This is a genomic window from Pseudomonas sp. PA-7-1E (genome assembly GCF_021605325.1).
Taxonomy (GTDB): domain Bacteria; phylum Pseudomonadota; class Gammaproteobacteria; order Pseudomonadales; family Pseudomonadaceae; genus Aquipseudomonas; species Aquipseudomonas fluorescens_BV.
The window spans coordinates 14,854-31,932 of record NZ_WKFA01000003.1; the positions used below are offsets into that span (position 1 = coordinate 14,854).

At 61.5% G+C, this 17,079-nt stretch carries 19 protein-coding genes and 1 pseudogene; 10 read left to right on the plus strand and 10 right to left on the minus strand.

The features are described 5' to 3' along the window. Positions 1 to 24: 24 nt before the first annotated feature. Together GIW79_RS02665 and cyaY are read right to left on the minus strand one after the other, a co-directional pair. Positions 25 to 246: a DUF1289 domain-containing protein gene (locus GIW79_RS02665; RefSeq protein WP_186353363.1), complete on the minus strand. Its 222-nt coding sequence runs from the start codon at positions 244 to 246 to the stop codon at positions 25 to 27. After that, entirely contained in the window at positions 246 to 578 is a 333-nt protein-coding gene (gene cyaY, locus GIW79_RS02670) for an iron donor protein CyaY (protein ID WP_034129050.1), read from the minus strand. Before cyaY ends, GIW79_RS02665 begins: the two co-directional genes overlap by 1 nt. A 238-nt stretch (positions 579 to 816) precedes the next feature. On the opposite strand from cyaY, the gene lptM reads away from it, so the two are divergent. Genes lptM through GIW79_RS02700 form a run of 6 tightly spaced genes read left to right on the plus strand, consistent with a single transcriptional unit; the run spans position 817 to position 5,404 of the window. Next, positions 817 to 984, plus strand: a complete 168-nt coding sequence (gene lptM, locus GIW79_RS02675) for an LPS translocon maturation chaperone LptM (RefSeq protein WP_003195417.1) — start codon at positions 817 to 819, stop codon at positions 982 to 984. Between the two features lie 14 nt (positions 985 to 998). Next, positions 999 to 2,246 carry a diaminopimelate decarboxylase gene (gene lysA / locus GIW79_RS02680; protein ID WP_236452610.1) on the plus strand — a complete coding sequence of 416 codons (1,248 nt, stop codon included), beginning with the start codon at positions 999 to 1,001 and terminating at the stop codon, positions 2,244 to 2,246. 3 nt (positions 2,247 to 2,249) lie between these two features. Further along, positions 2,250 to 3,080 carry a diaminopimelate epimerase gene (gene dapF / locus GIW79_RS02685; RefSeq protein WP_060766884.1) on the plus strand — a complete coding sequence of 277 codons (831 nt, stop codon included), beginning with the start codon at positions 2,250 to 2,252 and terminating at the stop codon, positions 3,078 to 3,080. 13 nt (positions 3,081 to 3,093) lie between these two features. Further along, complete coding sequence (locus tag GIW79_RS02690) at positions 3,094 to 3,810, plus strand: DUF484 family protein (protein ID WP_014720458.1); 717 nt, start codon at positions 3,094 to 3,096, stop codon at positions 3,808 to 3,810. Between the two features lie 2 nt (positions 3,811 to 3,812). Further along, the gene (gene xerC / locus GIW79_RS02695) at positions 3,813 to 4,712 is read left to right on the plus strand and encodes a tyrosine recombinase XerC (protein WP_096144035.1); all 900 of its coding nucleotides are present in this window, start codon (positions 3,813 to 3,815) and stop codon (positions 4,710 to 4,712) included. Beyond that, entirely contained in the window at positions 4,709 to 5,404 is a 696-nt protein-coding gene (locus GIW79_RS02700; protein ID WP_014720460.1) for an HAD family hydrolase, read from the plus strand. Before xerC ends, GIW79_RS02700 begins: the two co-directional genes overlap by 4 nt. 187 nt (positions 5,405 to 5,591) lie before the next feature. Here the strand turns inward: GIW79_RS02700 and sutA are convergent, their stop codons facing one another. The 4 genes from sutA to glnK all read right to left on the minus strand — a co-directional run bounded on the left by sutA (position 5,592) and on the right by glnK (position 8,372). Next, on the minus strand, positions 5,592 to 5,924 hold the full coding sequence (sutA, locus tag GIW79_RS02705) for a transcriptional regulator SutA (protein WP_014720461.1): 333 nt from the start codon (positions 5,922 to 5,924) through the stop codon (positions 5,592 to 5,594). A gap of 102 nt (positions 5,925 to 6,026) precedes the next feature. After that, complete coding sequence (locus GIW79_RS02710; RefSeq protein ID WP_034129056.1) at positions 6,027 to 6,452, minus strand: secondary thiamine-phosphate synthase enzyme YjbQ; 426 nt, start codon at positions 6,450 to 6,452, stop codon at positions 6,027 to 6,029. Positions 6,453 to 6,661: 209 nt separating this feature from the next. After that, complete coding sequence (locus GIW79_RS02715; RefSeq protein ID WP_020302863.1) at positions 6,662 to 7,999, minus strand: ammonium transporter; 1,338 nt, start codon at positions 7,997 to 7,999, stop codon at positions 6,662 to 6,664. Positions 8,000 to 8,033: 34 nt separating this feature from the next. Further along, positions 8,034 to 8,372, minus strand: coding sequence for a P-II family nitrogen regulator (gene glnK / locus GIW79_RS02720; RefSeq protein WP_002555808.1), 339 nt, complete (start codon positions 8,370 to 8,372; stop codon positions 8,034 to 8,036). 423 nt (positions 8,373 to 8,795) lie between these two features. On the opposite strand from glnK, the gene GIW79_RS02725 reads away from it, so the two are divergent. Next, positions 8,796 to 9,059: an accessory factor UbiK family protein gene (locus GIW79_RS02725; RefSeq protein WP_236452611.1), complete on the plus strand. Its 264-nt coding sequence runs from the start codon at positions 8,796 to 8,798 to the stop codon at positions 9,057 to 9,059. A 215-nt stretch (positions 9,060 to 9,274) separates the two neighbouring features. Further along, positions 9,275 to 10,771, plus strand: a complete 1,497-nt coding sequence (locus GIW79_RS02730; protein WP_034129058.1) for a YifB family Mg chelatase-like AAA ATPase — start codon at positions 9,275 to 9,277, stop codon at positions 10,769 to 10,771. A gap of 6 nt (positions 10,772 to 10,777) precedes the next feature. Here GIW79_RS02730 and GIW79_RS02735 read toward each other — a convergent pair whose 3' ends face one another. Further along, positions 10,778 to 11,353, minus strand: coding sequence for a TetR/AcrR family transcriptional regulator (locus GIW79_RS02735; protein WP_034129059.1), 576 nt, complete (start codon positions 11,351 to 11,353; stop codon positions 10,778 to 10,780). Positions 11,354 to 11,465: 112 nt separating this feature from the next. Between GIW79_RS02735 and GIW79_RS02740 the strand changes: the two genes are divergently transcribed. Then, complete coding sequence (locus GIW79_RS02740) at positions 11,466 to 12,380, plus strand: ABC transporter six-transmembrane domain-containing protein (RefSeq protein ID WP_034129060.1); 915 nt, start codon at positions 11,466 to 11,468, stop codon at positions 12,378 to 12,380. Between the two features lie 3 nt (positions 12,381 to 12,383). Here the strand turns inward: GIW79_RS02740 and GIW79_RS29730 are convergent, their stop codons facing one another. The 3 genes and pseudogenes from GIW79_RS29730 to GIW79_RS02750 form a co-directional block, all read right to left on the minus strand. After that, positions 12,384 to 13,244, minus strand: coding sequence for a methyl-accepting chemotaxis protein (locus GIW79_RS29730; RefSeq protein ID WP_430459260.1), 861 nt, complete (start codon positions 13,242 to 13,244; stop codon positions 12,384 to 12,386). Positions 13,245 to 13,286: 42 nt separating this feature from the next. Beyond that, positions 13,287 to 14,360 (minus strand): annotated as a pseudogene (locus tag GIW79_RS29735) (Cache 3/Cache 2 fusion domain-containing protein); the annotation flags it as partial. A 176-nt stretch (positions 14,361 to 14,536) separates the two neighbouring features. Then, positions 14,537 to 15,457 (minus strand): LysR substrate-binding domain-containing protein, encoded by a 921-nt coding sequence (locus tag GIW79_RS02750; protein WP_014720465.1) that lies wholly within the window; start codon positions 15,455 to 15,457, stop codon positions 14,537 to 14,539. Between the two features lie 152 nt (positions 15,458 to 15,609). On the opposite strand from GIW79_RS02750, the gene GIW79_RS02755 reads away from it, so the two are divergent. Beyond that, positions 15,610 to 17,013, plus strand: coding sequence for a NorM family multidrug efflux MATE transporter (locus tag GIW79_RS02755; protein ID WP_096144033.1), 1,404 nt, complete (start codon positions 15,610 to 15,612; stop codon positions 17,011 to 17,013). The last annotated feature ends 66 nt before the right edge of the window (positions 17,014 to 17,079 follow it).

Genomic DNA, 17,079 nt, shown 5'->3' on the forward strand with positions numbered 1-17,079 from the left:
GCGACACAAATAAACAAGACGCCGTCAGGTGCTCGCCTTGCGCTGCTCGGCCTCGGCGCAGATCACCCGGCGCCGCGCATCGTCGGCAGAGCGCCATTCCCGGATGTCTTCTACATGGCGAAAGCAGCCAAGGCAGACTTTCCGCTCGTCCAGGCGACACAAACTGATACAAGGTGACGGCACCGCCGGGCTGACATTGCTGAACAGCGGCTTGGGCGGGCGTACGGCTACAGGCTCACTCACCATCAGATCTCGTCGAAATCCAGCTCGACGCCGGTGTATTCCTGAACCAGGCGCATGAGCATCTCACCCAGCAACTCTTCACTCTTGTCGCACTGCCATTTGCCGCTTTCTTCATCGTAGTCGAAGTGAACGCCACCGGAGCGCGCCGCCAGCCACAACTGACGCAGCGGCTCCTGGCGACTGAAGATCAATTGCTGGCCGCTCTCGAACTTGACCGTCAGCACACCGGCCGAGCTTTCCAGGTCCACGTCCAGGCCGCTGTCGTCGAAAATATCTTCCAGCTTCTCTTGGGTGGCATCCACCAGGTCGTGAAAACGGGCTTCGGTCAAACTCATTGTGGCAACCTCAAAAGTGTCTGGTTTTGCTCAAGCGCCGCACGATACGGGCGAGCTTCGCCGATTGCAAAGGATACTGATTTCATCACGGATGACGGTACGAAATATCCCCAGGCATCGTAGCCTGCTTCCCTATTGTCTCGGCAAACCCCCGCCGGACGGGTGGTGCGGCGCATAGGCAAGCTGGCGGGTGGTCGGTATACTCGGGCGCAATTAATGCATATTCAAGGATTTCGCCATGAAGCGCCTGATCTCTTCCCTTGCTGCGCTCGTCGCGGTCGCTTGCCTCGTTAGTGCCTGTGGCCAGAAAGGCCCGTTGTACCTGCCGGATGACAGCAAAGATCCAAACGAACAGGCGCAATCGTCGCAAAAGCCGTCAAAAGCCCATAAGCACGACACCTACTAAGTTAAGGGAAACTTATGGACGCTTTTAACTACCGGGACGGCGAGCTGTTCGCGGAAGGCGTGGCCTTGTCCGCGATTGCCCAGCGCTTCGGCACCCCGACCTATGTGTACTCGCGTGGGCATATCGAAGCTCAATACCGCTCGTTCACCGACGCTCTCGACGGCGTGCCGCACCTGGTGTGCTACGCAGTCAAGGCCAACTCCAACCTGGGTGTACTCAATGTCCTGGCGCGTCTTGGCGCTGGTTTTGACATCGTGTCCCGTGGCGAGTTGGAACGCGTACTGGCCGCCGGCGGCCAGGCGGACAAAATTGTCTTCTCTGGCGTCGGCAAGAGCCGCGAAGACATGCGTCGCGCCCTGGAAGTCGGCGTGCATTGCTTCAACGTCGAATCCACCGACGAGCTGGAGCGCCTGCAAATGGTCGCCGCCGAGATGGGTGTGCGTGCGCCGATCTCCCTGCGCGTCAATCCGGATGTCGACGCCGGCACCCACCCGTACATCTCCACCGGTCTCAAAGAAAACAAGTTCGGCATTGCCATCGCCGACGCCGAGGACGTGTACATCCGCGCCGCCCAACTGCCGAACCTGGAAGTGCTGGGTGTCGACTGCCATATCGGCTCGCAACTGACTACCCTGCCACCGTTCCTGGATGCCCTCGACCGCCTGCTGGCCTTGATCGACCGTCTGGGCGAGTGCGGCATCTACCTGCACCACATCGACCTCGGTGGTGGCGTGGGCGTGCGTTATCGCGATGAAGAGCCGCCGCTGATTGCCGACTATATCCAGGCCGTGCGCGAACGCATCGAAGGCCGCGACCTGACGCTGATGTTCGAGCCAGGCCGCTACATCGTCGCCAACGCTGGCGTGCTGCTGACCCAGGTCGAGTACCTCAAGCACACCGAGCACAAGGATTTCGCCATCGTCGATGCGGCGATGAACGACCTGATCCGCCCGGCCCTGTACCAGGCCTGGATGGATGTCACCGCCGTGACGCCGCGCACAAGCGACGCCCGCGCCTATGACATCGTCGGGCCCATCTGCGAGACCGGCGACTTCCTGGCCAAGGATCGTGAGTTGGCGCTTGAAGAAGGTGATCTGCTGGCCGTGCATTCGGCCGGAGCCTACGGGTTTGTCATGAGTTCCAACTACAACACCCGCGGGCGCACCGCCGAGGTGCTGGTGGACGGTGATCAAGCATTTGAAGTGCGTCGCCGCGAGACGGTAGCCGAGTTGTATGCTGGCGAAAGCCTGCTGCCGGAGTAAGCCATGCTGCTGCGTTTTACCAAGATGCACGGGCTGGGTAATGATTTCATGGTCCTCGACCTGGTCAGCCAGCACGCGCACATCCTGCCCAAGCACGCCAAACAGTGGGGCGATCGCCACACCGGGATCGGTTTCGACCAGTTGCTGCTGGTCGAGGCGCCGAGCAACCCGGAGGTGGATTTCCGTTACCGGATCTTCAACTCCGACGGTTCCGAAGTGGAACAGTGTGGCAACGGCGCGCGCTGCTTTGCGCGCTTTGTGCTCGACAAACGCCTGACTGCCAAACGCCAGATTCGCGTCGAAACCAAGGGCGGCGTGATCGAACTGGACATCCGCAATGATGGTCAGATCAGCGTCAACATGGGCGCGCCACGCCTGGTGCCGGCGGATATTCCGTTCCAGGCCACCGAGCAGGCCCTCAGTTACCCACTGGATGTGGATGGCAAAACCGTGGAGGTCGCCGCCGTGTCCATGGGCAACCCCCATGCGGTGCTGAGGGTCACCGACATCAATAACGCCCCCGTGCATGAACTGGGGCCGAAGATCGAACATCACCCGCGCTTTCCGGCACGGGTCAATGTGGGCTTCCTGCAGGTGATCGACCGTAACCGCGCGCAATTGCGCGTATGGGAACGCGGCGCCGGCGAAACCCAGGCTTGCGGCACCGGCGCTTGCGCCGCTGCCGTGGCCGCGATCAGCCAGGGGTGGATGGATTCGCCACTGTTGATAGACCTGCCCGGCGGACGTTTGTCCATCGAATGGGCAGGCCCTGGCCACCCGGTGATGATGACCGGGCCCGCCACGCGTGTATACGAAGGACAGGTCCGTCTATGAGTGAGCCAAGCTAATGACCGATAAGCCTCAAGTACCCGCACACGCTACCCCGAGTGAAAGCCTGGAGGCCGCTGCTGTCGCGGCGTACCTTGAGGCTAATCCGGACTTCTTCGTCGAGCACGAAGAACTGCTGCCGGCCCTGCGCATCCCCCACCAGCGCGGCGATACCGTGTCGCTGGTGGAGCGACAGATGAAGATCCTGCGCGAGCGCAACATTGAAATGCGCCACCGGCTCTCTCATTTGATGGACGTGGCCCGCGACAACGACCGCTTGTTCGACAAGACCCGCCGCCTGATTCTGACCCTGATGGATGCCACCAGCCTGGAAGAAACGGTGATCGCCGTGGAAGACAGCCTGCGTGAGGATTTCCAGGTGCCCTTCGTCAGCCTGATCCTGTTCAGCGACAACCCGATGCCGGTGGGCCGCTGGGTCACAGGTGGCGAAGCGCAGACGGCCATCGGTGGCCTGCTGTCCGAAGGCAAGACCGTCAGCGGCACCTTGCGCGAGCATGAGCTGGACTTCCTGTTTGGCGCCGAACAGCGCAAGCAGATCGGTTCTACGGCCGTTATCGCCCTCAGCCATCAAGGCTTGCACGGGGTACTGGCCATCGCCAGCCGCGACCCGGCGCACTACAAAAGCTCGGTGGGCACGTTGTTCCTGACCTATATCGCCGAAGTGCTGGGCCGCGTCCTGCCACGCCACACCACCACCCTGCGCGCGGTGCGCTGATCATGGAGCGGCAACTGGACGCTTACTGCGCTCACCTGCGCAATGAGCGCCAGGTGTCGTCCCACACGCTGGAAGCTTATCGGCGGGACTTGAACAAGGTCCTGGCCTATTGCAAAAAACAGCACGTCAGCAGTTGGAAGGCCCTGGATATCCAGGCCCTGCGCAGCCTGATCGCCCGGTTGCACCAGCAGGGCCAATCCTCCCGCAGCCTGTCTCGCCTGCTATCGGCGGTGCGCGGCCTCTATCACTACCTCAATCGCGAAGGCCTGTGCGACCACGACCCGGCCAATGGCCTGTCACCGCCCAAAGGCGAACGGCGCCTGCCCAAGACCCTGGACACAGACCGCGCCCTGCAATTGCTCGACGGTGCCGTCGAGGATGACTTCCTGGCCCATCGCGACCAGGCAATCCTGGAGCTGTTCTACTCCTCGGGCCTGCGCCTGTCGGAGCTGACGGGCCTGAACCTCGATCAGTTGGACCTCACCGATGGCCTGGTGCAAGTGCTCGGCAAAGGCAGCAAGACGCGCGTACTGCCCGTGGGCAGGAAAGCCCGCGAAGCCTTGCAGCTATGGCTGCCGCTACGCCTTCTGACCAACCCTGCAGACGATGCCGTGTTTGTCAGCCAGCAAGGCCGGCGCCTGGGGCCGCGGGCGATTCAACTGCGGGTCAAGGCTGCCGGCGAGCGCGAGCTGGGGCAGAATCTGCACCCGCACATGTTGCGTCATTCCTTTGCCAGCCACCTGCTCGAATCCTCCCAGGACCTGCGCGCCGTGCAGGAGCTGCTCGGGCACTCGGATATCAAGACCACGCAAATCTACACCCACCTCGACTTCCAGCACCTGGCAACGGTGTACGACAGCGCCCATCCACGGGCCAAACGCATCAAGGGCGGCGACTCATGAGTATCAAGCTGATTACCTTCGACCTGGACGATACCCTCTGGGACAACGTACCCGTCATCATCAGCGCCGAAGCGTCGATGCGCGAATGGCTGGCGACCCACGCGTCCAAGGTCGGCGACCTGCCCCTTGAGCATTTTGCCAGCCTGCGCCAGCAGGTGCTGCAGCGTCATCCCGAACTCAAACACCGTATCAGCCTGCTGCGTCATCGCGTGTTGATGCATGCGTTCGAGGAGGCCGGTTATCCCCAGCCTGAGGCCACAGAGATGGCGGATGTCTGCTTCGAAGCGTTCATCCACGCACGCCACCAACTCACCGTGTTTCCGGAAGCCGAGCCGATGCTCAAGGCGCTGCGCCAGCACTTCCTGCTCGGCGTGATCACCAATGGCAATGCCGATGTGCAGCGTGTGGGCCTGGCGGACTACTTTCACTTTGCCCTGCGCGCTGAAGATATCGGCATCGCCAAGCCGGATGCACGGCTGTTTCATGAAGCACTGCAACGTGGCGGTGTGGACGCCAGCGCGGCAGTGCATGTGGGCGATCATCCTGGGGATGACATCGCCGGCGCGCAGCAGGCGGGACTGCGGGCGGTGTGGTTCAACCCCACGGGCAAGGCCTGGGAGGGTGACAAGCGCCCGGATGCGCAGATTCGCAGCCTGACAGAGTTACCGCCACTGCTGAGTCGCTGGAGCTAACACTGACCCCAATGTGGGAGCTGGCTTGCCTGCGATAGCGGTGGATCAGTCAACACAGGGCTCGCAGATAGACCGCTATCGCAGGCAAGCCAGCTCCCACAGGGTATTGCAACAAACCGGTAAATTGCTCCAAGCATGAAAAAGCCCGCAGCGACGGCGGGCTTTTCTTACAAGCAGGAGGCAGACCTCAGATAGGTCGGCTGCCGTACTTGTTATCCGGCTTCTTCGGTGGATCAGCCACCACGTTGGCCTCGACTTCCTGCACTTTGCCGCCTTTAGCGAGGAACTCTTCCATCGCACGGGCCAGGGCATCGCGCTCTTTGTTCTTGGCTTCAACGCTCGGCAACTCATCTACCGACACAGCCGCCTTGGCTTTGCCTTTGGCTTTGGGAGCCGCATCATCGCCAACACTGTCATCGACGTCCTCAGCAACGTCTTCGGCCGCAACTTCAAGACCGTCTTCGGTATCGTCTTCATCACCTACTTCGAGGTCGTCTTGTTCCAGATCATCGTCGCTCATGTTCTACCTCATGACTTGCGAAAAGCAGATTAGTTATAGCCCAGCTTCACCCTCTGTCGAGGTTGCCGGAAAAAAATCAACATCCACTGGATCACCAGTGGCTTATGCCCCTTCACCATGCAAGGTGGCGAGGACTTTACGAGCACCGCCATGATCACGGTGCTCGCCCAGATAAACACCTTGCCAGGTCCCTATCGCCAAGCGGCCGGCCTTGACCGGCAAACTCAGCTGGCAGCCCAGCAGACTGGCCTTGAAGTGCGCCGGCAGATCATCCGGACCTTCGTCGTTATGTTCAAACCCTGCGCGACCTTGTGGCACCAGCAGGTTGAAAAAACGCTCGAAGTCACGGCGAACCGCCGGGTCGGCATTCTCGTTGACGGTCAACGAGGCCGAGGTGTGCTGCAGCCACAGATGCAACAGGCCCACACGGCACGCCCTCAATTCAGGCAAGCCGGCAAGCAACTCGTCCGTTACCAAGTGAAAGCCCCGGGGCTTGGCCCGCAGGGTAATCAGGGTCTGTTGCCACATACAGTTCTCCGCCCATCGGCGCGCATTCTAGCGCGCTCTGGGAAAAAACAAAGTGCCTAATACGCCTTCATGCCTGTAAGACATTTGCACCCTTAAAAGTGCAGTGTGGATCCCATCACAAAGTCGATAAAAAACCCATGCACCTTTAGCCACAGACAAACGCCGGGCAAAAAAATGCCCGGCAAGCCGGGCAGGTTTTTTTCGCATAATTACAAGTTGTAGCCGCGCTCGTTGTGTTGTGCCAGATCGAGGCCGACCGCCTCTTCTTCTTCGGTGACACGCAGGCCCATGACCATGTCGAGCACCTTGAGGATGACGTAGGTCACGATCGCCGTGTAGATCACGGTGAAGCCCACGCCTTTGCACTGGATCCAGACCTGGGCCGCGATGTCGGTCACGGTGCCGAAGCCGCCCAGAGCAGGAGCTGCGAACACACCGGTGAGGATCGCACCGACGATACCGCCGATACCGTGCACGCCGAAGGCGTCCAGGGAGTCGTCATAACCCAGCTTGCGCTTGAGGCTGGTCGCGCAGAAGAAGCACACCACACCGGCGACCAGGCCAATCACCAGGGCGCCCATCGGGCCCACGGTGCCAGCCGCTGGTGTCACGGCGACGAGGCCGGCGACCACGCCCGAGGCGATACCCAGTGCGCTTGGCTTGCCGTGGGTGATCCACTCGGCAAACATCCAGCCCAGGGCCGCAGCTGCGGTAGCGATTTGAGTTACCAGCATCGCCATGCCCGCGGTGCCGTTGGCCGCCGCAGCGGAACCGGCGTTGAAGCCAAACCAGCCGATCCACAGCATGGCCGCGCCCACCAGGGTATAGCCCAGGTTATGCGGGGCCATCGGGGTGGTGGGGAAGCCTTTGCGCTTGCCGAGCACGATGCACGCCACCAGGCCAGCCACACCTGCGTTGATGTGCACAACGGTGCCGCCAGCGAAGTCCAGCACGCCCCAGTCCCACATCAGGCCGCCATTGCCGCTCCAGACCATGTGCGCAATCGGCGCATAGACCAGGGTGAACCAGATAGCCATGAAGATCAGCATCGCGGAGAACTTCATACGCTCAGCGAAAGCACCGACGATCAGCGCCGGAGTAATGATGGCAAAGGTCATCTGGAAGGTGATGAACACGGCTTCCGGAAACAGCGCCGCCGGCCCGGTAATGCTGGCTGGGGTGACACCCGCCAGGAACGCCTTGCCCATGCCGCCGAAGAAGGAATTGAAGTTGACCACACCTTGTTCCATACCGGTGGTATCGAACGCGATGCTGTAGCCGTAGACAACCCACAGGATGCTGATCAGGCCAGTGATGGCGAAGCACTGCATCATCACCGACAGAATATTCTTGGAGCGGACCATGCCGCCGTAGAACAGCGCCAGGCCAGGGATGGTCATGAACAGCACCAGCGCGGTGGCGGTAAGCATCCAGGCGGTGTCGCCGGAATTGAGGACTGGAGCAGCCACTTCATCTGCCGCCATGGCCAGGCTTGGCATTACGATGGACAGCAGGGCTCCGAGCCCTGCGAATTTACGCAGAGTCATATTGTTTTCTCCTGGGGCGTTGGGGTTTGGCGGCTTAGATTGCGTCGGTATCGGTTTCGCCGGTACGGATGCGAATAGCCTGTTCCAGATTGACCACGAAGATCTTGCCGTCACCGATCTTGCCGGTGTTGGCCGCCTTGGTTATCGCCTCGATAACCCGGTCAAGATCCTTGTCGTCAATGGCGACATCGATCTTCACCTTCGGCAGGAAATCGACCACGTATTCCGCGCCGCGATACAGCTCGGTATGACCCTTCTGCCGACCGAAGCCCTTGACCTCAGTAACGGTAATGCCCTGCACGCCGATCTCGGACAGTGACTCGCGTACATCGTCCAACTTGAACGGCTTGATGATGGCAGTGACTAGCTTCATGAAAACTCTCTCCCGAATTTGGTGGACTTGCCCCAGGAAAACAAACCCGTCTCAAGTCTAAGCGCAGTGCCTGGCTTTGTAACGCATCGTCGCCTCGGCATTTGCCGTCGCGACGCCAGCGAACCACTGGTGACGAGCCCTGTACCCCGGATCCGTCGGCGCACTGCATTCGTCACAGCGACTGCATCAGTGCATGGGTCATGATCGTCTAAGCAGAAACCTTGCCAGCTCCGTAAAAACCACCGAAATCAATCCTTTGCCCGCTTGTGCCCACCTACGGGGCGCCTGCGCGGCCGCAATGCGCATCAAAACAGTGCGCAGCCGCCCGCCCCAATGCGCGAAAACCGTGCGCAGCGGGGCGTGAAAATGACTATAGACGCTGCGTGGTACACTGCCGGCCAACTGTTTTCCGGAATATGTCCAATGCTCGCGCCCAAAGACTTCCTCGACGCCCTGAGCGGCCACGCCTCTCGCCTGTTCAGCGGCGACACCCCGCTGCACCGCAATGAAATCGAAAGCCAGTTCAAGGCTTTGCTACAGAGTGGTTTCAGCAAGCTCGACCTGGTCAGCCGGGAAGAGTTTGACAGCCAGATGGTGGTGCTGGCCCGCACACGTGCGCGGCTGGAGAGCCTGGAGGCGAAGGTGGCTGAACTTGAAGCACGGTTGACGCCACCTTCTGCTGAGTGAACGCAATTGTTGTGGGAGCTGGCTTGCCTGCGATCGCGGTTTATCAGCGGATGATTCTTTGCTGACACACCGCGATCGCAGGCAAGCCAGCTCCCACATTTGTTTTGCGTCGCCGCCCGGATACGTTCTGTAAAACCTCCCCGCCCCGCTCCATCCCACCTCGTCTACCCTTGGAAAAAACCGCAGGAAGCGGCCCTCCCATTCAAGGAACGAGCATGTCCCTCGCCATCGTCCACAGCCGCGCCCAGGTCGGTGTGGAAGCCCCAGCCGTCACTGTCGAAGTGCATATGGCCAATGGCCTGCCGTCTCTCACCTTGGTGGGTTTGCCCGAAACCGCAGTAAAGGAAAGCAAGGACCGCGTGCGCAGTGCCATCCTCAACTCGGCGCTGCAATATCCGGCCCGCCGCATCACGCTCAATCTCGCGCCCGCCGACCTGCCCAAGGACGGCGGGCGTTTTGATCTCGCGATTGCCCTGGGCATCCTGGCAGCCAGTGTGCAAGTGCCGGCGTTGATGCTCGATGACGTGGAATGCCTTGGGGAATTGGCGCTGTCCGGCGAGGTGCGCGCGGTGAAGGGGGTGTTGCCGGCCGCGCTGGCGGCGCGCAAGGCCGGGCGCACCGTGATAGTGCCGCGCGCCAATGCCGAGGAGGCGTGCCTGGCGTCGGGGTTGAAGGTGATTGCGGTGGATCACCTGCTGCAAGTGGTGGCGCACCTGAATGGACATGTGCCGATTGAGCCCTACAGGTCCGACGGTTTGCTGTACTTGAACAAGCCTTACCCAGACCTGAGTGAAGTGCAGGGCCAACTCGCGGCCAAGCGAGCATTGCTGATCGCGGCGGCGGGCGCGCATAACCTGCTGTTCAGCGGGCCACCGGGTACCGGCAAGACCTTATTGGCCAGCCGGCTACCGGGCTTGCTGCCGCCATTGAGCGAGCAGGAAGCGCTGGAAGTGGCCGCAATCCAATCCGTGGTCAGCCTGGCCCCTCTGAGCCATTGGCCCAACCGCCCGTTCCGTCAGCCACACCACTCGGCATCCGGGCCGGCGCTGGTGGGTGGCGGCTCGAAGCCACAACCGGGGGAAATCACCCTGGCCCATCACGGGGTGTTGTTCCTGGATGAACTGCCAGAGTTCGATCGCAAGGTACTGGAGGTGCTGCGCGAGCCATTGGAGTCGGGGCACATCGTGATCTCCCGAGCCCGAGACCGTGTGAGCTTCCCGGCGCGCTTTCAACTGGTCGCGGCGATGAATCCCTGCCCCTGCGGCTACATGGGCGAGCCCAGCGGGCGTTGTCGGTGTACACCGGAGCAGATCCAGCGCTATCGCAACAAGCTCTCCGGGCCGTTGCTGGACCGGATTGATTTGCACCTGACCGTCGCGCGGGAGGTCACTGCGCTGAACCCCGCCCAACAAGCCGGTGATACCACCGCGCAAGCGTCCGCTCAGGTGGCGCAAGCCCGGGAACGCCAGCACCAGCGCCAGGGTTGCGCCAATGCATTCCTCGATCTGCCCCGGCTGCGCGAACACTGCCAGTTGGCCAAAGCCGATGAAAGCTGGCTGGAAAGCGCGTGTGAGCGGCTGACATTATCACTGCGCGCAGCCCATCGATTGCTCAAGGTGGCTCGCACCCTGGCGGACCTTGAGCAAGTGGAAGGCATCGCCCGCCATCATTTGGCGGAGGCGTTGCAGTACCGACCAGCCGCAAATGGCTAGCACTTGTCAGGCAAAATCCAGCAGCAGCCTCGCCACTTCCAGCACTTCTTGCAGCGCCGCTTCTGCGGACTCTGCGGAAGGCTTGAGCATCAGGTCATCGGCATAGCCCATCGCCAGGGCGAAGATCTGCCGTGCAGCGCGTTGAGCCGACTCGCAGCGAAAGACGCTATCGGCAACGCCCCGCTCGATCACCTCGGCAAGCATGCTTTGCCATTGGGCGTTGATTACCAGATAAGCCTGGGTCATTTGCGCGTCATGCATGGCCTCGTCCCAGGCGTCGAGCCACAGCGCCCAGCCGGCGTCAGCGGTGCTGGGCAGGCAGTCGCGCAAAAAACCCACGAGCGCCTCCAGGGGTGGCGCATCGGCCAACGGCTCGCGCACTTCATCCAGTTGCTCATTGGCAAAGCGTACGAAGGCTTCGCGGCGCAGTTCATTCCAGTCGCTGAAGTAGTGATAGACATGACTGCGCGACAAGCCGGCATGTTCGGCGAGGTCACGGGTGGATACATCGGCGAAACCCTTGCTGCGAAACAGCTCCAGGGCGGCGGCGATGATCTGGTCTTTACGGTCGGTACGCGACATGGGCAATTCCTTCCAGCACGAGCAGATAAGCGGCGCTTGCTTTTTGAGCGATCGCTCAAGGATACTTGAGCAGTCGCTCAATAATAGCGTCTATTACTCCTCTGGTGCACCCATGACATCCGTCACCCCACAAATTCTGATCGAAGAAAGCAAGAAAATCGGCCAGCAGTCTGCCAGCCAGACCCTCAAGGCTATTGCCAGAGCCTATCCCGGCAAGCTGTCTTGCACCTTGTCGCTGGTGGCGCTGGAGAACGCGCTGTTGTTGGCTTACCCACTGTTTGCCGGGTTCGCGGTGGATTCGATTATCCGTGGCGATACCACCAGTGCGTTGCTGTATGCCGCCGTGGTCATGGCGTTCTGGGCCGTTGGGGCGGCGAGACGGGCGCTGGACACCCGTACGTTCACGCGCATCTACGCGGACCTTGCGGTGCCGGTCATTCTCAACCAGCGCCAACAGAACCACAGCACCTCGAAATCGGCGGCACGGGTAGTACTTGCTCGGGAGTTTGTCGACTTCTTTGAAAAGCACGTGCCTATCATCGCCACGGCGTTGGTGTCGATTGTGGGCGCGGCAGTGATGCTGATCGTGATTGAGCCATGGGTAGGCATGGCGTGCCTGGCGGCCCTGCTGCTGTGCATCACCTTGTTGCCGCGTTTTGCCCAGCGCAATCAGGCGCTGCACGAACGTCTGAACAACCGCCTGGAAAAAGAAATCGGCCTGGTCGAAAAGGTCGGCGCGCCGACCCTGCGACGCCACTACCAGGTGCTGTCACGCCTGCGCATCTGGCTGTCAGACCGCGAGGCTGCGGCGTTCCTGTTTATCGGCATGACCGCGGCCTTACTGTTCGTGGTTGCGATCAGCCAATTGGCCATGTCCCCAGCGGTGAAGGCCGGCCACATCTACGCCGTCATGACCTATCTGTGGACCTTCGTCACCAGCCTGGACGAAGCGCCAGGCATGGTCGACCAACTGGCGCGGCTCAAGGACATTGGCAAGCGCGTAGACCCAGGGCTTGGGGAGGCCTGAGCCTCAACGAAACCGATCCACCTCATGACGCAAGCCTGCCGCCAAGGTCTCCAGTTCCTTGGCGGTAACCGCCAGGTTGGACACCACTTCACGCTGCTCGCTGTTGGCCAGCGCAATGCTCTGCAGGTTGCTGCTGAGCAAGGTCGCGGTGCTGCTCTGTTCCTGGGTGGCGGTGGTGATCGCAGCAAATTGCTGGCCGGCCGAGCGGCTTTGCTCGTCGATACGCGCCAGAGCCGAGGCCACATCGGCGTTGCGCGACAGGCCTTCCTGCATCAGCGCATTGCCGTGCTCCATGGTGCTGATGGCGTTACCGGTTTCCTGCTGGATGCTCTGGATCATGCCGGAGATTTCATCGGTGGCCTGACGGGTGCGCGAAGCCAGGTTGCGCACTTCGTCGGCGACCACGGCGAAGCCACGGCCTTGCTCGCCGGCGCGCGCAGCCTCGATGGCGGCGTTGAGCGCCAGCAGGTTGGTCTGTTCGGCGATGGCGGTAATCACGCCGACGATCCCGCCGATTTCCTGGGAACGCTGGCCCAGGGTGTTGATCACGGCAGCGGTGCTGTTCAGCGCAGTGGCGATATGTTCCAGGGACGATGACGCCTCTTGCATCGAACTGCGGCCGATACGGGTTTGCTGGGCATTCTCTTGAGCCAGGCGCTCGGTGTTGCCCATGTTGTCGGCAATGTTCAGCGAGGTAGCACTGAACTCTTCCACCGCACCGGCCATGCTGGTGATCTCGCCGGACTGCTGCTCCATGCCTTCATAGGCACCGCCGGACAAGCCCGACAGCGCCTGGGCGCGGCTGTTGACCTGTTCGGCGGCGGTACGGATATGCGACACCATGGTCGACAGCGCCTCACCCATCTGGTTGAAACTACGCGCCAGCTGGCCGATTTCGTCATGGCTGGACACATTGAGCCGCGCACTCAAATCGCCCGCGCCCAGGGCCTGGGCCTGGCGCACCAGCTCGCTCAATGGCGCCAGCTTGCTGCGCAACAGCCACACCGTGGCGCCCACTACCAGTAACATCGCCAGCACACTGCCGATCACCAGGCGGATGCCGACTTCCCAGGTCACTGCGCGAATCTCAGCCTTGGGCATGCTCGCTACCACCGCCCAAGGGCCGCCTTCAAACGGCACCGAGACACTATAGAAATCTTCGTTTTTGTCGCTCCAGAAACGGCCAGCACCCGGCTTTTTCGCCAGGTCGAGCATCACGGCAATCGCCTGATCCGGCGCTTGTACGCCAGCCGGCGGCACCAGCCAGTGCTTTTGCTCATCCAGCAGCGCGAGGGAGCCGGTCTGGCCGATGCGGAAGCGCTTGAGGTTTTCAAACTGGGCGTTCTGGGCATCGGTGTAATCGAAACCGATGAACAGCACGGCGATGACCTGCCCACTGCTGTCACGTACGGGGCTGTATTGGGTCATGTAGGAGCGGTCGAACAACACGGCACGGCCGATGTAGGTCTGGCCGCTCACAACGCGCTGGTAGGCCGCGCCCTGACGGTCGAGCACGGTGCCAATGGCGCGATTGCCGTCCTGCTTGGTCAGGGAGGTGCTGACGCGGATAAAGTCGTCGCCGCTGCGCACGAACACCGTGGCCACGCCACCGGACATCTGCTTGAACTCATCCACCTCTTCGAAGTTATTGTTCAGCACCTCATTGCCCAAGTAGAGGCTCGGCGTCTGCACGCCGGCCACGGCCACGGGCTGGTCCGCACGCACACTCAAGCCGGCGCCGAAGCGCTTTTCAAACAGCCCGCTCAAACGCTGGGTGCTTTCACGCAAGGTGCTGTGGAAGGTGTTGAGTTGGTCGGCGAGCAAACGTGCCTCGCTGGCCAAGTGTTCCTCGCGGGTGGCGAGGTTGGCGGAGTCGAGGGTACGCAAGGCAAAGACCGTACTGCCGCTGATCACGACAGCCAGAATCACGGCGAGTGCAAGGCCTAACTGGGAGGCAATCCGGGCACGAGGTTGAGACATGACAGCTCCTGGCCGAGGCCAGGATCATCCTGATCTCATAGCGCTGCTCGGCAAATTATCTAGTGGGAAACGGTAGTGCACGAGGGTTCCAACACCTTTCTTCGGCGGCATTTGGCAATACTTGAGCGAATCACAGGGGTATCCCGCAAACGATTGCACAAAAGGTCCGGCCCTACTCAATCGAGGCGTTCAACCTGAGGCAATTCCATCGCCTTGACTTCACCCTGAAGAAATTCCGCCAGCCGTCGCAAACGTTCGCCACCCGGACGGGTTTTCGGCCACACCAGGTAGTAGCTTTCCCCACTGGCGACCGCCGTAGGCCACGGCAGGCTCAAGCGTCCCTGCGCCACGTCTTCGGCCACCATCAGCAAATCACCCATGGAGACGCCATAGCCTCGGGCGGCGGCTATCATGCCCAGTTCAAGCGTGTCGAACACCTGCCCACCCTTGAGTGAAACGTGAGATGACAACCCCATGCGCTGCAGCCAGTAACGCCAGTCGCGGCGGTCAGGCGTCGGGTGCAGCAGTTCGGCGGTTGCCAGCCGCGTCACGTCCCAGGGACCGTCGTCCAACAGATTCGGCGCTCCCACCGGGATAAGCATTTCCGCAAACAGATAACTGGCCTCCCAGTCCGCCGGAAAGTGCCCGTTGCTGAGTAACACCGCGCAGTCGAATGGCTCTTGGTTGAAGTCCACTTCATCAATGCTCATCCACGCACTGGTGAGTTGCACCTCATTGCCTGGCTGCAACGCGCGGAAGCGACTCAACCGCGCCAGCAGCCAGCGCATGGTCAAGGTGGACGGCGCCTTCATACGCAGGATGTCATCTTCGGCATTCAAGGTATGGCAAGCACGCTCCAGGGCAGCGAAGCCTTCCCGTACGCCTGGCAGCAACAAACGCGCCGCTTCCGTGAGCTGCAACGTGCGCCCGCTGCGCTGGAACAATCGGCAGGCGAAATAATCTTCGAGCGTACGGATATGCCGGCTGATCGCACTCTGGGTAATCGACAATTCCTCAGCCGCACGGGTAAACGAGTGGTGACGGGAGGCCGCTTCAAATGCCCGCAAGGCATAAAGAGGAGGAAGACGACGAGACATGCTGAAAGCTCCGACTGCGCAATCTGGAAACCCTACCAGAATCGCTCATGCATGAGTTTTAATCATGCCAACGATCGCTTTTATCCTTTTGTGCAATGCGCTGAATGCGCCGAGAATCAACCCTTCCCCACCTTCCTGACCATTCGAGTGTGATGATCATGCAACATCCGGCACGTACCGAACTCTGGGCCATTCTGCGGCTATCGGGGCCGTTGATTGCCTCACAGTTGGCGCACATGCTGATGGTGCTGACCGACACCTTGATGATGGCGCGCTTGAGCCCCGAGGCACTGGCCGGCGGAGGCCTGGGCGCGGCGAGCTATTCGTTCGTGGCGATCTTCTGCATCGGCGTGATCGCAGCCGTGGGCACCCTGGTCGCCATTCGCCATGGCGCGGGCGATATCGACGGCGCCACTCGCCTGACCCAGGCCGGGCTGTGGCTGGCGTGGTTGATGGCCCTGGCGGCGGCGTTGCTGTTATGGAACTTGAAGCCGGTGCTGCTGATGTTCGGCCAGACCGAAACCAACGTACATGCGGCCGGGCAATTCCTGACGATCCTGCCCTTTGCCCTGCCCGGCTACCTGAGCTTCATGGCCCTGCGCGGCTTTACCAGCGCCATCGGCAAGGCCACCCCGGTGATGGTGATCAGCCTGTGCGGCACCGTGGTCAACTACCTGCTCAACCATGCGCTGATCGAAGGCATGTTCGGCCTGCCGAAACTGGGCCTGATGGGCATCGGCCTGGTGACCGCCATCGTCGCCAATGGCATGGCGCTGGCACTGATGTGGTACATCCGCAGCAACCGCACCTACGCCGCCTACCCGCTGGGCACAGGCCTGCTGCGCCTGAATACCCACTACCTGCGCGAGCTGTGGCGCCTGGGCCTGCCGATTGGCGGCACCTATGCGGTAGAGGTCGGGTTGTTTGCCTTTGCGGCGTTGTGCATGGGCACCATGGGCAGCACGCAGTTGGCGGCACACCAGATCGCCCTGCAGATTGTCTCGGTGGCCTTCATGGTGCCGGCGGGGATGTCCTACGCGGTGACCATGCGCATCGGCCAGCATTACGGCGCCGGGCAGTTGCTGCAGGCACGCCTGGCCGGACGAGTGGGCATAGGATTCGGCGCCATGGTGATGGTGGGATTTGCGGCGGTACTGTGGCTGTTTTCCGACCCGCTGATCGGACTGTTCCTCGACCATGACGACCCGGCGTTCCATGACGTCATCGTCCTGGCGGTGAGCCTGCTGGCCGTCGCCGCCTGGTTTGAATTGTTCGATGGCGTGCAGACCATCGCCATGGGTTGTATCCGTGGCTTGAAGGACGCCAAGACCACCTTCTTGGTGGGCCTGGGTTGCTATTGGCTGATTGGCGCACCGTCAGCCTGGTTGATGGCGTTCACCCTGGGCTGGGGGCCAACAGGCGTCTGGTGGGGCCTGGCACTGGGCCTGGCGTGTGCGGCGGTGAGCCTGACCTGGGCATTTGAGGCGAAGATGAAGCGGATGATTCGGCAGGAGCCGGATGCTCCTGTTGGATTCCGAGCGGCCCTGCCTGACTAGCGAGTGCACGCGGCACATGTGGGAGCTGGCTTGCCTGCGATAGCGGTGTGTCAGGCTAATCATTAT

Excerpts from the sequence above, each read along its gene's own strand:
- lptM (WP_003195417.1), top strand. The coding sequence starts at position 817 with ATGAAGCGCCTGATCTCTTCCCTTGCTGCGCTCGTCGCGGTCGCTTGC.
- GIW79_RS02730 (WP_034129058.1), top strand. The coding sequence starts at position 9,275 with ATGTCCCTCGCCATCGTCCACAGCCGCGCCCAGGTCGGTGTGGAAGCC.
- GIW79_RS02740 (WP_034129060.1), top strand. The coding sequence starts at position 11,466 with ATGACATCCGTCACCCCACAAATTCTGATCGAAGAAAGCAAGAAAATC.
- sutA (WP_014720461.1), bottom strand. The coding sequence starts at position 5,924 with ATGAGCGACGATGATCTGGAACAAGACGACCTCGAAGTAGGTGATGAA.
- GIW79_RS02735 (WP_034129059.1), bottom strand. The coding sequence starts at position 11,353 with ATGTCGCGTACCGACCGTAAAGACCAGATCATCGCCGCCGCCCTGGAG.
- GIW79_RS02755 (WP_096144033.1), top strand. The coding sequence starts at position 15,610 with ATGATCATGCAACATCCGGCACGTACCGAACTCTGGGCCATTCTGCGG.
- GIW79_RS02665 (WP_186353363.1), bottom strand. The coding sequence starts at position 246 with ATGGTGAGTGAGCCTGTAGCCGTACGCCCGCCCAAGCCGCTGTTCAGC.
- xerC (WP_096144035.1), top strand. The coding sequence starts at position 3,813 with ATGGAGCGGCAACTGGACGCTTACTGCGCTCACCTGCGCAATGAGCGC.
- lysA (WP_236452610.1), top strand. The coding sequence starts at position 999 with ATGGACGCTTTTAACTACCGGGACGGCGAGCTGTTCGCGGAAGGCGTG.
- dapF (WP_060766884.1), top strand. The coding sequence starts at position 2,250 with ATGCTGCTGCGTTTTACCAAGATGCACGGGCTGGGTAATGATTTCATG.
- GIW79_RS02715 (WP_020302863.1), bottom strand. The coding sequence starts at position 7,999 with ATGACTCTGCGTAAATTCGCAGGGCTCGGAGCCCTGCTGTCCATCGTA.
- glnK (WP_002555808.1), bottom strand. The coding sequence starts at position 8,372 with ATGAAGCTAGTCACTGCCATCATCAAGCCGTTCAAGTTGGACGATGTA.
- GIW79_RS02710 (WP_034129056.1), bottom strand. The coding sequence starts at position 6,452 with ATGTGGCAACAGACCCTGATTACCCTGCGGGCCAAGCCCCGGGGCTTT.
- GIW79_RS29730 (WP_430459260.1), bottom strand. The coding sequence starts at position 13,244 with ATGGGTGAGGCGCTGTCGACCATGGTGTCGCATATCCGTACCGCCGCC.
- GIW79_RS02700 (WP_014720460.1), top strand. The coding sequence starts at position 4,709 with ATGAGTATCAAGCTGATTACCTTCGACCTGGACGATACCCTCTGGGAC.
- cyaY (WP_034129050.1), bottom strand. The coding sequence starts at position 578 with ATGAGTTTGACCGAAGCCCGTTTTCACGACCTGGTGGATGCCACCCAA.
- GIW79_RS02725 (WP_236452611.1), top strand. The coding sequence starts at position 8,796 with ATGCTCGCGCCCAAAGACTTCCTCGACGCCCTGAGCGGCCACGCCTCT.
- GIW79_RS02690 (WP_014720458.1), top strand. The coding sequence starts at position 3,094 with ATGACCGATAAGCCTCAAGTACCCGCACACGCTACCCCGAGTGAAAGC.
- GIW79_RS02750 (WP_014720465.1), bottom strand. The coding sequence starts at position 15,457 with ATGTCTCGTCGTCTTCCTCCTCTTTATGCCTTGCGGGCATTTGAAGCG.